The sequence below is a fragment of the Blastococcus sp. SYSU DS0616 genome, from assembly GCF_054051015.1.
The window spans coordinates 212,548-224,264 of sequence record NZ_JBJHAJ010000003.1; the positions used below are offsets into that span (position 1 = coordinate 212,548).

The window sequence follows — 11,717 nt, forward strand, 5'->3', positions numbered from 1 at the left end:
CCGCGCACCGGGAGGCGCCGTGCGGGTGCGCCGCCCGTGGCACCGCGTCGCCCACCGGGGTCAGGCGTCGTAGTCGACGGTGACGGCGTCGGAGACGGGCAGCGACTGGCAGGTGAGCACGTAGCCGGCCTCGACCTCCTGGGCCTCGAGCGCGTAGTTGCGCCGCATCGCCACCTCGCCGTCGGTCACCCGCGCCCGGCAGGTGCCGCACACCCCGCCCTTGCACGCGAAGGGCAGGTCGGAGCGGACGCGCTGCGCGGAGTCCAGCACGCTCTGGTCCTTCGGCAGCGCCAGCGTGGTCGAGCGGCCGTCGAGGACGACGGTCACCTGGCTGCTGGGCCCGGTGACGGTCTGCTCGTCGCCGCGCACCGGCTGGGGCGGGACGTCGTCGACGAAGAACAGCTCCTGGTGGACCTTCCCCGCGGGGACGCCGAGCTCGGCGAGCAGGGCGCGGGCGTCGGTCACCATCCCGTGCGGACCGCACAGCCACCAGTGGTCGACGCGCTCGACCTCGACGAGGTTCTGCACGAGGCTGCGCAGCCGCTCGCCGTCGAGTCGACCGCTGGTCAGGTCGGCGTCGCGGGGCTCGCGGGAGAGGACGTGCACCAGCTGCAGCCGGGTGCCGTAGGCGTCCTTCAGGTCGGCGAGCTCGTCGGCGAACATCACCGTGTTGGTGCGGCGGTTGCCGTAGAAGACGGTGACCGTCGACTCGCCGTCGCGCAGCACGGTGGCGGCCAGGCTCAGTGCCGGGGTGATGCCCGAGCCGGCGACGACGAAGACGTGGTCGGCGGGCTGCGACAGGTCAGCGGTGAAGGTGCCCGAGGGCGGGAGCACCTCGATCTCGTCGCCCGGGCGCACCTCGTGCACCAGGTAGCTGGAGAAGAACCCGCCGGGGACCTCGCGGACGCCGACCCGCGGAGCGGCGCCCATCGGTGCGCAGATGGAGTAGGAGCGGCGCTCGTCCCGGTCGCCGTCGACCCGGCGGAGGGTGAGGGCCTGGCCGGGCCGGAAGCGGTACTCCTCGGCGAGCTCGGCGGGGACGTCGAAGGTGACCGCGACGGAGTCGTCGGTGAGCCGCTCGACCGCGGCCACCCGGAGCGGGTGGAACTGCGGCCGCCGCCGCGGACGGGTGGGGGCGGAACCGGCGGCGGGAACGGTCGCCGTCATCAGATCTCCTTGAAGTGCTCGAACGGCTCGCCGCAGCTGCGGCAGCGGCGCAGGGCCTTGCAGGCCGTGGCGCCGAACTCGCTCTGCTCGACGGTGTCGGCCGACCCGCACTGGGGGCAGCCGGCCGTCCGCCGCGTCGGCCCCAGCTGGAGCGGGACGGGGCCGGGGGACCGGACCGGTGCCGTCCCGGGCGGGGCGATGCCGGCCGCGGCGAGCTTGCGCCGGCCCTCCTCGCTGATCCAGTCGGAGGACCAGGCGGGCGAGAGCACGGTGCGGACGTCGACGTCGGCGAAGCCCGCCCGGTGCAGGGCATGCACGAGGTCCGCCCGCATGACGCCCATCGCGGGGCAGCCGGAGTAGGTCGGCGTGATCTCGACGACGACGGTGCCCTGCTCGACACGCACCTCGCGGAGCACGCCGAGATCCGCGAGGGTCAGCATCGGCAGCTCCGGGTCGGTGACCGTCTCCGCCACCGAGCGGGGGTCGGTCAGCACGGCGCTCACCAGGTCGCCGCCGGGTGCCGGCGGGCCAGGCCCTGCAGGGTGGCCAGCAGCTCGGTCAGCTCCGCGCCGTGCTGCCCGATCCGGCCGCGCGGGGCGGCGTCGGCCGGCCAGGCGGGCACCGGCAGCGTGGCGCGCTCCAGCACGGTGGTGAGGACGTCGCGCACCTCGTCGCGGACGTCGGCCGGGTCGACGGCGACCCCGGCGGCGACCAGCCGGGCCTCGACATCCGTGGCGGTGAACAGGTCGGCCAGCAGCGGCCATACCGCGGCGACGCCGTCCTGGGCCCGCCGGTGCGACTCCTCGGTGCCGTCGCCCAGGCGCAGCACCCAGCGGGCGGCGTGGTCGCGGTGGTAGGCGAGCTCGTGCACGCCCTTCGCGGCGATGGCGGCGAGCACCGGGTCGCGGGACTCCCGCAGCCGGGCGAAGGCCGCCAGCCGCACCGTCGAGGCGACGAGCAGGCGGACCATCGTCTGCGCGAAGTCGCCGTTCTCCGCCTCGACCAGGCCGGTGCAGCGGAACTCGTCGGCGTCCCGGAAGTAGGCCAGGGCGTCCTCGTCGGGGATGGTCTCCGCGGCGAGCTCCCGCGAGCGGCCGAGCACCCCGGCCGCCCCGGCGCGGGCGAGCAGGAGCCGGGCCTGGCCGAGGAGGTCCAGGCCGATGTTGCCCAGCGCCACCTCCTCCTCGAGCTCCGGCGCGTTGGTCATCCACTGGGTGAGCCGCTGGGCGAGCACGAGCGCGTCGTCGCCGAGCATCAGGCAGTAGGTGCCGAGGTCGGCGGCGTCGACGCCGTGGGGCACCGTGGTGTCGACGCCGGCCAGCGGGTCGTCGAAGCCGGTGCCGAAGGCCCAGTGCCCCGCGTCGTCGTGCGCATTGGCCAGCGCGTCGTACACCGTCTCCTCGTGCATGGCCTCGCTCCTGACTCCGGCGAGATCTGCACAGTGGCCGCCGTCGGGGAGCCGATGCGGGCCACTGTGCAGATCTCGCCTCACATGTGGGGGACGTTCTCGGGGATCTCGTAGAACGTCGGGTGGCGGTAGACCTTGTCGCCGCTGGGGGCGAACATCGGGTCCTTCTCGTCGGGGCTGGACGCGGTGATGTCGGCGGCCTTGACCACCCAGATGCTCACGCCCTCGTTGCGCCGGGTGTAGAGGTCGCGGGCGGCGTGCACGGCCATCTCGTCGTCGGGTGCGTGCAGCGAGCCGACGTGCACGTGGTTGAGCCCGCGCTTGCCGCGGACGAAGACCTCGTACAGCGGCCAGTCCCGGCGCACGGCCGGCCGCTGGGCCTGCACCGGCACCTCCGGCCCGGTCGGGACCGCGCCGTGCCCGCCCTCGGCGGTGACCTCGCCGCTCACGCGGCCGCCCCCTCGTGCTTGCGGGCGTAGGCCGTGGCCGCCTCGGTGACCCAGGCGTTGTCGTCCCGGGCCGCGCGGCGGCGGGCGACGCGCACGGCGTTCATCGGGCCCTCGCCGGAGATGACCCGCTTGAACTCGTCCCAGTCGATCCGGCCGAACCGGTAGTGGCCGGTCTCGGGGTCGTAGGAGAGGTCGGGGTCGGGGAGCGTGACACCGAGGACCTCGGCCTGCGGCACGGACATGTCCACGAACCGCTGGCGCAGCTCGTCGTTGGTGTGCCGCTTGATGCCCCAGGCCATCGACTGCGCGGTGTTGGGGCTGTCGTCGTCGGGCGGGCCGAACATCATGAGCGAGGGCCACCACCAGCGGTCGACGGCGTCCTGCACCATGGCGCGCTGTTCGTCGGTGCCGCGCATCATCGTCATCAGCAGCTCGTAGCCCTGCCGCTGGTGGAACGACTCCTCCTTGCAGACCCGGATCATCGCCCGGGCGTAGGGCCCGTAGGAGGAGCGGCACAGCGGCACCTGGTTGCAGATGGCCGCGCCGTCGACCAGCCAGCCGATGACGCCGACGTCGGCGTAGGTGAGCGTCGGGTAGTTGAAGATCGAGCTGTACTTCTGCCTGCCCTCGATCAGCTTGTCGGTGAGGTCGGCGCGGTCGGCGCCGAGCGTCTCGGCCGCGGAGTACAGGTACAGGCCGTGACCGGCCTCGTCCTGCACCTTGGCCAGCAGGACGGCCTTGCGCCGCAGGCTGGGCGCGGCGAGCAGCCAGTCGCCCTCGGGCTGCATGCCGATGATCTCCGAGTGCGCGTGCTGCGCGACCTGGCGGATGAGCGTCTTCCGGTACCCCTCGGGCATCCAGTCCCGCGGCTCGATGCGATGGCCGGCCGCGATGGTGGCGTCGAACTGGTCCTGCAGCGCGGTCTCGTCGGGCGCGGGCCGGTCCAGGGTGGGTGCGGACATCTCGTTCCCCTCGGGTGCGTCTCGGGTCATTTACTGACCGGACGGTCGGTAATCAGTGTGCACGAGCGGAGGCCGCCGCACAACCCTGTCCGCGGCGCTCCCCGGGCGGGTCTTGACAGCGGTCGAGAGGAGGGGATGCTTACCTGACCGCCCGGTCGGTAATTCGGAGCCGAGCTCGCGCGCCGACCGCCCGGTGACGACGCTCAGGACATCGGAGGCCACTGCCATGACGGTTGCGACCACGGAGACGAACGGGCGCCCGGGGGAGGCGCCCGACCCGGCGCTGCTGGACCCCGCCGAGCGCCTGGGCGTCGATGAGCTGCGCGCGCAGCAGCTGGAGCGGCTCCAGTGGTCGCTGCGGCACGCCTACGACAACGTGCCGCACTACCGCCGGGCCTTCGACGCGGCCGGCGTGCACCCCGACGACTGCCGGGAGCTCGCCGACCTCGCGAAGTTCCCGACGACCAGCAAGGCCGACCTGCGCGAGAACTACCCCTTCGGGATGTTCGCGGTCCCGAAGGACCAGGTGCGCCGCGTGCACGCCTCCTCCGGCACCACCGGCAAGCCGACCGTCGTCGGCTACACCGAGCGCGACCTCGACACCTGGGCGACGGTCATGGCCCGCTCCATCCGCGCCGCGGGGGGCCGGCCGGGGGACACGCTGCACAACGCCTACGGCTACGGCCTGTTCACCGGCGGCCTGGGCGCCCACTACGGAGCCGAGAAGCTGGGGTGCACCGTCGTCCCCGTGTCCGGTGGCATGACGCCGCGGCAGGTGCAGCTGATCCGCGACTTCGAGCCGCGGATCATCATGGTCACGCCCTCCTACATGCTCACCGTCATCGACGAGTTCGAGAAGCAGGGCGTGGACCCGCGGGAGAGCAGCCTCGAGATCGGCATCTTCGGCGCCGAGCCCTGGACCGAGCAGATGCGCCGCGAGATGGAGGAGCGGGCCGGCATCCACGCCGTGGACATCTACGGCCTGTCCGAGGTGATGGGCCCCGGCGTCGCCCAGGAGTGCGTGGAGACCAAGGACGGGCTGCACGTCTGGGAGGACCACTTCTACCCGGAGGTCATCGACCCGCTCACCGGTGAGGTGCTGCCCGACGGCGAGGAGGGGGAGCTCGTCTTCACCTCGCTGACCAAGGAGGCGATGCCGGTCGTCCGCTACCGGACCCGCGACCTCACCCGGCTGCTGCCCGGCACCGCGCGCCCGGCGTTCCGGCGGATGCAGAAGATCACCGGCCGCACCGACGACATGATCATCCTGCGGGGGGTGAACCTGTTCCCCACCCAGATCGAGGAGATCGTGCTGCGGACGCCGGGGCTCTCCCCGCACTTCGCCCTCGAGCTCGTCACCCGGGAGCGGATGGACCACCTGATCTGCCGCGTCGAGGCGCGGTCGGACTGCCCGGCGGAGGCGAGATCTGCCGCGGCGGCCGCGGTGCGCACGGGCGTCAAGGACGTCGTCGGGTCCAGCATCGAGGTGCTCGTGGTGGACCCCGAGACGCTGCCCCGATCGGTTGGCAAACTCAAGCGCATGACCGACAACCGGAACCGTGCATGACGTCGACCGCCGACGCGCCCCCGGCCCGACGCGGCCGCCCGGGGCACTCGCTGGACTCGCTGCTCGACGTCGCCGTCGAGGTCTTCAACGAGCGCGGCTACGACGCCACCAGCATGGAGGAGCTGGCCACCCGGCTCGGCGTCACCAAGTCGGCGATCTACCACCACGTGCCCAGCAAGGTGGAGCTGCTGCGGCTGGCGCTCGACCGTGCGCTGGACGCGTTGTTCGCCGTCACCGATGAGCCCGGCGGCACCACCGGCCCGGCGATCGACCGGCTGGAGCACGTCGTCCGCGGGTCGGTCCGCGTGCTCGCGGCCGAGCTGCCCTTCGTGACGCTCCTGCTCCGGGTCCGGGGCAACTCCCCGGTCGAGCAGGCGGCGCTGCAGCGGCGACGGGAGTTCGACCGGGTCGTCACCGACCTGGTGCGCGCCGCCGAGGACGAGGGCGACGTGCGCCCCGACGTCGATCCCGCCGTCACCAGCCGCCTGCTCTTCGGCACCGTCAACTCGCTGACCGAGTGGTACCGGCCCGGCGGCGGCCTGTCCGCGGACGACCTCGCCGACGCCCTCGTGACCACGACCTTCCGGGGCCTGCGGACCCGCGCCCCGGCGCCACCGGCGTCCTGACCCGGGCCGGCCGGCCCTCGGACCGTCAGGCGCGTCCGGGCGGGGCGGGGGGCACCTGGCGGCTGTGTCCCCGCATCTCGGCGAGGAGTAGCCCGTCCGCGTCGCGGGTCACCGCGACGTCGTAGATCCCGCCCCGCCCCACGAGCGATCGTTCCACCGCGGTGGCGGTGACGGTGTCGCCGGCGCGGGCCGGCGCGAGGTACTCGATGCTGCACGACCGCCCCACCGCCGGCTGTCCGTGCGAGTTGCAGGCCATCGCGAAGGCGATGTCGGCGACGGCGAACAGTGCAGCGCCGTGCGCGGTGCCGTGCCCGTTGAGCATCTGGGGCCGGATGATCATGTGCGCCGTGACCGAACCCGGCGCCACGGAGCTGACGGTGACGCCGAGTGCCCGCGCCGCGGAATCCTCCGCCAGGTAGCGGCGGACGGTCTCCTCGGCGAGGCGCTGCGGGGCAGGGCTGGTCATCGGGGCCGCCTCGGGTCAGTCGTAGGTGTGGAATCCGCGACCGGTGGTGCGGCCGAGCTCGCCCGCCGCGACCTTGTCGCGGAGCAGTTGCGGTGGGGCAAACCGCTCGCCGAGGGTCCGGTGGAGGTACTCGGCGATCGCCAGCCGCACGTCGAGGCCCACGAAGTCGGTGGAGCGCAGGGGCCCCATCGGGTGCCGGTAGCCCAGCTCCATGGCGGCGTCGATGGCCTCGGCGTCGGCGACCCCCTCCTCGAGCATCCGGATCGCCTCCAGCCCCAGCAGCACCCCGAGCCGGGAGGAGGCGAAGCCGGGGGAGTCCTTCACCACGACGTCGGTCTTGCCGAGTGCGCGCACCCAGCCGGAGGCGATCCCGACGAGCTCGGCCGCGGTCTCGCGGGCGACCACCACCTCCACGAGCTTGGACGCCGGCACGGGGTTGAAGAAGTGCAGGCCGAGGAACCGGGCCGGGCGCTCCAGCGCCGCGGCGAGCTCGGTGACCGAGAGGGAGCTGGTGTTCGTGGCGAGCACCGCGTCCGGGCCGACGGCGGACTCCGCGGCGCCCAGCACCTCCGCCTTGAGGTCGGCCCGCTCGGGGACGGCCTCGACGACCAGCCCGTTCTCCCGGTCCAGCGCGGCGGGGGAGTCCACCAGGGTCAGCCGGTCCAGCGCGGCGGCGACGTCGCCGTCGAGCTTTCCGCGGCGGGCGGCCTCCGCCAGCCCCTCGGCCACCCGGCCGTGGGCGGCGTCGGCAGCCTCTGCGCCGGCCTCCACGACCTCGACGCGGGCGCCGGCGGTCAGGAAGGCCTGGGCGATGCCGGCGCCCATGCGCCCGCCGCCGATGACGGCGACGCGGGCGGGGACCGGGGCGCTCACGCCGTCTCCGCGTTCGTCGTGGTGTCCCGGTCGACGCGCACCCGCGCGGCGGGGTCGCCGGGGCGACCGCGCCCGCGTGCGACCCGTCGGCCGACCTGGCGGATCTCGGTGTGCTCCTGCATCGTCGCTCCTGGAATTCGCCGGACCCGGCGGGTCCCGGGGGGTGGGGGAGGGCCGACCGTCCGGTCCGGAGGTGGTGGCCCCACTGTGGTGGCGGCGTCTCCGGGAAGCAATCGCCGGCGACGCCTGCCGCCGTCGCGACCAGGGTCGACGGCCGCGGCCACCACGGCGCCGGGGGCCCCGCCGGGGTGGGGGGGGGGGGGGGGGGGGGGGGGGGGGGGGGGGGGGGGGGGGGGGGGGGGGGGGGGGGCGCGGGGGGGCCCGCTGGGGCGGGGGGCGGGGGGAGGCGGGGGGGGGGGGGCGGCCGCGCGGCGCCCGCGCCCCCCACCCGGCGCCGCCGGTCCCGCTCCGTCAGGCCCGGAGGTGCCCCCGCTCGCCGGTCAGGGCCGGAAGCCGAGGGCCTCGGCCTCCTCGGGGTGCGCGCGCAGGTACTCCTCGTGGGCCTCGGCCACCCGCAGGCTCGCGCCCTTCGTCTCCCCGGCGACCGTCACCGCGGTGAAGGAGATGACGCAGAGCACCATGATGTAGATGCCGACCGAGCCCGACCACCCGGTCGACTGCAGGAGCAGCTCGGCGATCATCGGGGCGAAGGCGCCTCCGAGGATCGCTCCCAGGGCGTAGCCGATCGAGACACCGGAGTAGCGGACCGCGACCGGGAACATCTCGGCGTACATCGCCGACATCGGCCCGTACGACAGCCCGAGCCCGATGGTCAGCAGGAACAGCGCGACGCCGTAGAGCCAGATGTTCCCCGTGTCGATGAGCAGGAACATCGGGATCATCCAGAGGAAGACCAGGGCGTAGCCGATCTGGAACGTGCGCACCCGGCCGATCCGGTCGGACAGGATGCCGCCGTACATCGTGAAGGCGAGCCAGCCGAAGGACGCCAGGGTGGTGGCCAGCAGGACGGATTCGCGCGGCATGTCCAAGGTGGTGCTGGCGTAGGCGATGAAGAAGGCGATGAGCAGGTAACCGGCGGCGTTGTTGGCGATGAAGATCAGTGCGCTGAGCACCACCTGCCGGGTGTTGCGGCGGAAGAGGTCGCGCAGCGGGGCGGACGACTCCTTCTTCCGCAGCTGCATCTCCTTGAAGACCGGGCTCTCCTCCACGGCGCGGCGGATCAGGTAGCCGATGACGATCAGCACGACCGACAGCAGGAAGGGGATGCGCCAGCCCCAGGACTGGAACTGCTCGGGCGTGGTCAGCGTCGACAGCAGCCACAGCACGCCCGTCGCGAGGATCATGCCGACCGGCACGCCCACCTGCGGGTAGGCGCCGAACAGGCCGCGCCGCGCCACCGGGGCGTGCTCCACCGACATGAGCGCCGCGCCGCCCCACTCGCCGCCTGCGGAGAAGCCCTGCAGGATTCGCAGCAGGATCAGGATGGCCGGCGCGGCGAACCCGATCTGCTCGTACGTCGGCAGCAGCCCGATGAGTGCGGTGGCCGTCCCCATCAGCAGCAGGGTGAAGACCAGCATCCGCTTGCGGCCGAGCCGGTCGCCGAAGCGCCCGGCCACGATGGCCCCGAGCGGGCGGAACAGGAAGCTGATGCCGATGGTGGCCAGCGACAGCACGGTGGCCAGCCCGGGGGAGTCCTCGCTGAGCGGGGAGAGGAAGAGCGGGGCCAGCACCAGGCTCGCCGCCTGGGCGTAGATGAAGAAGTCGTACCACTCGATCGTGGTGCCGGCGAGGGTGCCCGCGAGGACCTTGCGCTCCTCGGTGGTCATCCGGTGGCGCTCGCGAGAGGGGGCATCTGTGGAGAGGGGCATGGCAGCTCCGCCGTCGCTCGGTGGGTGTGCATTTACTGACCGGACGGTCAGTCCGGTGCGGGACGGTAGCTCAATGTGCTCTGGGCCACAATGGGGTCGTCCTCGTTCCCGACCGTTCGGTCAGGTGGGGGAGGTTGCGCGGCGGCCAGGCGACCACCGGCCGAGTCGCCGACGGTCGTGGGTGGCCACGGCCGGGCACCTGCTCGGCACGGTCCTCGCCATGCCGTCAGCGGTGACGTTCCCCGGTGCGGTGGGATCGGTCATCGGTGTTCCCGTCCGGCGGTGGATGTCGGGGCTGCGTGCGGCAGGCGGTGGGCGACGTGCCGGCCGGCTGGGGTGGGATCAGGGGTGAGCTCGCCGGTGAGCACGAGCTGCTCGGCCAGGTCGCGGACCTTGCGGTTGGTGTGCATCGAGGCGTCGGCCAGCAGTCGGAAGGCCTGGTCCGGGGTGAGCTTGTGCCGCTCCATCAAGATGCCCTTGGCCTGCTCGATGGCCGCCCGGGACTCCAGCGCCGCCCGCATGTTCTCCGCCTGGTCGCGGGCGTCCTGCAGGGCCTCGATGTTGGTCAGCACCACGCCGGCGTAGGCAGCGAACTCAGCCAGGGCCTGCCGGTGCTCTCCGGTGAAGGCGCCGGCGGCCGGGGAGTACACGTTCACGCACGCGGCCAGCTGCGTGGCGGGCGCCGGTACCGAGAGGGAGCTCAGGGCGCCGTGGCGGAGGAAGGTCGCCACGTAGTCCGGCCACCGGTCCTCGGTGCGGCCGTCGGTGATCTCGATGAACTGGCCGCTCAGGGCGGCGTCCATGCAGGGGCCGTACCCCTGCCCGTACTGCGTCTCGTCCAGCCGCAGCGCCAGCTCCCCGGTGAAGGCCGCGGTCGTGGGCCGCCGGTTGCGCACCACCGTGATCGAGGCCTGCGCACCGGCCGGCATCAGGCTCGTCACCAGTCCGACGGCGCGCTCCAGCACCGACTGGCGGTCCTCCTCCGCCAGCACCAGCCGAGCGAGCTCGTCCACCGCCTTCCGGGGCCCCGGCGGGATGGGCCTGGCCACGGGATCGGTCACCGGCGTCGTCCCCCTGCTCTGGTCGCCGCGGACGAGTTGCACGAACGGCCGACGGCACACCGGAGCCGCTGTCAGCCCGGTGGGCTCCGACGGTGGTCGCCCGGGCCCACCCGACGGCCGCCCGGAGCCGCGGTGGGTCTCGAGCGATCCAGCTGTCACCACTGGGCGCACTCGTCGGTGGCCGGGCAGGTCCGGTGGCTGAATGCACGCTATCGGACATTGCCGCGGAGGAGCAGCCGATCGGCGCCGATCCGCTGACGGGCTCTCGTGTGCCAGGATGAGGACGCCCCGCACGTAGGAGCAGCCTCCGCCTGAGTACGCAGACCTGGACGTGGGATCACCTCATCCCGTCGAAGGTCCGGCCCAGGCAGCACCGCACGGAGGAGCCCGCTCGTGGCCACCGACCCCGCCGCCGCACGCCGCAACGCGGTCCTGGGCGGCATGGACGAACAGGCGCTCGCCCCCCTGCTGCCCGATCTGCACCGGACCCCGCTGACGCTGGGGCAGGTGCTGCACCAGCCCGGCGAGCCGGTCACCGCCGTCTACTTCCCGCTCGTGGGTGTCGTCTCCGTCGTCGCGGACGTCGGCGACGACGAGCTGGTGGAGACCGCCACCATCGGCCAGGAGGGCATGGTCGGCCTGTCGGCGTTCCTCGGCGCCGACGGCGGCGCCCCGACCGAGCGCGCCCTGGTGCAGGTGGCCGGGGATGCGCTGACCATGAGCGCCGAGGACCTCCACCGGCACACCGCCGACGTCGACGGCCCGCTGGCGGCCCGACTCCGCCGCGTCACGCAGGCGATGTTCACCCAGCTCGCCCGCAACGCCGCCTGCAACCGGGTGCACACAGTGCGCCAGCGGGCCGCCCGGTGGCTGCTGATGACCGCCGACCGGATGGACCGACCCACCTTCGAACTCACCCAGCACTTCCTCGCCCAGATGCTCGCGGTGCGGCGGACCTCGGTCAGCGAGGTGGCGCGGTCACTGGCCGAGGGACGGCTGCATCACCTACACCCGCGGCGCGATCACCATCGTCGACCGGCCGCGCCTGCGTGCCCACGCCTGCGACTGCTACGGGGCCATCCGCCGCGCCACCGACGTGGCGCTGGCGGGGCGGTGAGGCGGAAGGCTCCAGCGGGCCCTGGTGCCGCGCCACGCACGCAGGAAGACCCCTGTCGCGCCGGTGCCGGAGGGGTGGCCGCACGAGCCGGAACGGGCGGAGGCCCTGGTCAGTCGCCTGACCAGGGCCTCC

The 11,717-nt window shown here is 73.6% G+C and carries 13 protein-coding genes; 3 read left to right on the forward strand and 10 right to left on the reverse strand.

Annotated features, from left to right (window positions below; genetic code table 11):
- Positions 1–60 precede the first annotated feature (60 nt).
- The 5 genes from paaE to paaA all read right to left on the reverse strand — a co-directional run bounded on the left by paaE (position 61) and on the right by paaA (position 4,016).
- Positions 61–1,167, reverse strand: a complete 1,107-nt coding sequence (gene paaE / locus ACI79K_RS03730) for a 1,2-phenylacetyl-CoA epoxidase subunit PaaE (protein ID WP_456599008.1) — start codon at positions 1,165–1,167, stop codon at positions 61–63.
- Complete coding sequence (paaD, locus tag ACI79K_RS03735) at positions 1,167–1,670, reverse strand: 1,2-phenylacetyl-CoA epoxidase subunit PaaD (RefSeq protein ID WP_456587553.1); 504 nt, start codon at positions 1,668–1,670, stop codon at positions 1,167–1,169. The genes paaE and paaD overlap by 1 nt, the downstream gene beginning before the upstream one ends.
- Positions 1,667–2,575 (reverse strand): 1,2-phenylacetyl-CoA epoxidase subunit PaaC, encoded by a 909-nt coding sequence (paaC, locus tag ACI79K_RS03740; protein WP_456587554.1) that lies wholly within the window; start codon positions 2,573–2,575, stop codon positions 1,667–1,669. Before paaC ends, paaD begins: the two co-directional genes overlap by 4 nt.
- A gap of 80 nt (positions 2,576–2,655) precedes the next feature.
- Complete coding sequence (paaB, locus tag ACI79K_RS03745) at positions 2,656–3,024, reverse strand: 1,2-phenylacetyl-CoA epoxidase subunit PaaB (RefSeq protein WP_456587555.1); 369 nt, start codon at positions 3,022–3,024, stop codon at positions 2,656–2,658.
- Entirely contained in the window at positions 3,021–4,016 is a 996-nt protein-coding gene (gene paaA, locus ACI79K_RS03750) for a 1,2-phenylacetyl-CoA epoxidase subunit PaaA (protein ID WP_456599009.1), read from the reverse strand. Before paaA ends, paaB begins: the two co-directional genes overlap by 4 nt.
- Before the next feature lie 196 nt (positions 4,017–4,212).
- Here paaA and paaK point away from each other — a divergent pair, with 196 nt between their 5' ends.
- Both paaK and ACI79K_RS03760 read left to right on the forward strand, forming a co-directional pair.
- Complete coding sequence (paaK, locus tag ACI79K_RS03755) at positions 4,213–5,553, forward strand: phenylacetate--CoA ligase PaaK (RefSeq protein ID WP_456599010.1); 1,341 nt, start codon at positions 4,213–4,215, stop codon at positions 5,551–5,553.
- The gene (locus ACI79K_RS03760; protein ID WP_456587558.1) at positions 5,550–6,179 is read left to right on the forward strand and encodes a TetR/AcrR family transcriptional regulator; all 630 of its coding nucleotides are present in this window, start codon (positions 5,550–5,552) and stop codon (positions 6,177–6,179) included. Before paaK ends, ACI79K_RS03760 begins: the two co-directional genes overlap by 4 nt.
- A 25-nt stretch (positions 6,180–6,204) precedes the next feature.
- Here ACI79K_RS03760 and paaI read toward each other — a convergent pair whose 3' ends face one another.
- The 5 genes from paaI to ACI79K_RS03785 form a co-directional block, all read right to left on the reverse strand.
- On the reverse strand, positions 6,205–6,645 hold the full coding sequence (paaI, locus tag ACI79K_RS03765; RefSeq protein WP_456587559.1) for a hydroxyphenylacetyl-CoA thioesterase PaaI: 441 nt from the start codon (positions 6,643–6,645) through the stop codon (positions 6,205–6,207).
- A 15-nt stretch (positions 6,646–6,660) separates the two neighbouring features.
- A complete protein-coding gene (locus tag ACI79K_RS03770) occupies positions 6,661–7,518 on the reverse strand; it encodes a 3-hydroxyacyl-CoA dehydrogenase family protein (RefSeq protein ID WP_456599011.1) in 858 nt (285 codons plus the stop codon).
- Positions 7,515–7,640, reverse strand: coding sequence for a hypothetical protein (locus tag ACI79K_RS03775; RefSeq protein WP_456599012.1), 126 nt, complete (start codon positions 7,638–7,640; stop codon positions 7,515–7,517). The genes ACI79K_RS03770 and ACI79K_RS03775 overlap by 4 nt, the downstream gene beginning before the upstream one ends.
- 378 nt (positions 7,641–8,018) lie before the next feature.
- Positions 8,019–9,365 carry an MFS transporter gene (locus tag ACI79K_RS03780; RefSeq protein ID WP_456587561.1) on the reverse strand — a complete coding sequence of 449 codons (1,347 nt, stop codon included), beginning with the start codon at positions 9,363–9,365 and terminating at the stop codon, positions 8,019–8,021.
- Positions 9,366–9,667: 302 nt separating this feature from the next.
- Positions 9,668–10,468: an ANTAR domain-containing protein gene (locus tag ACI79K_RS03785; protein ID WP_456587562.1), complete on the reverse strand. Its 801-nt coding sequence runs from the start codon at positions 10,466–10,468 to the stop codon at positions 9,668–9,670.
- A 393-nt stretch (positions 10,469–10,861) separates the two neighbouring features.
- Between ACI79K_RS03785 and ACI79K_RS03790 the strand changes: the two genes are divergently transcribed.
- Positions 10,862–11,717: Crp/Fnr family transcriptional regulator (locus ACI79K_RS03790; protein ID WP_456599013.1), on the forward strand; the 856-nt coding region annotated here is incomplete at its 3' end.

What these genes read in the sequence shown, in the direction of transcription:
- ACI79K_RS03780 (WP_456587561.1), bottom strand. Translation starts at nt 9,365, where the DNA reads ATGACCACCGAGGAGCGCAAGGTCCTCGCGGGCACCCTCGCCGGCACC.
- paaC (WP_456587554.1), bottom strand. Translation starts at nt 2,575, where the DNA reads ATGCACGAGGAGACGGTGTACGACGCGCTGGCCAATGCGCACGACGAC.
- paaI (WP_456587559.1), bottom strand. Translation starts at nt 6,645, where the DNA reads ATGACCAGCCCTGCCCCGCAGCGCCTCGCCGAGGAGACCGTCCGCCGC.
- paaA (WP_456599009.1), bottom strand. Translation starts at nt 4,016, where the DNA reads ATGACCCGAGACGCACCCGAGGGGAACGAGATGTCCGCACCCACCCTG.
- ACI79K_RS03775 (WP_456599012.1), bottom strand. Translation starts at nt 7,640, where the DNA reads ATGCAGGAGCACACCGAGATCCGCCAGGTCGGCCGACGGGTCGCACGC.
- paaK (WP_456599010.1), top strand. Translation starts at nt 4,213, where the DNA reads ATGACGGTTGCGACCACGGAGACGAACGGGCGCCCGGGGGAGGCGCCC.
- ACI79K_RS03760 (WP_456587558.1), top strand. Translation starts at nt 5,550, where the DNA reads ATGACGTCGACCGCCGACGCGCCCCCGGCCCGACGCGGCCGCCCGGGG.
- paaE (WP_456599008.1), bottom strand. Translation starts at nt 1,167, where the DNA reads ATGACGGCGACCGTTCCCGCCGCCGGTTCCGCCCCCACCCGTCCGCGG.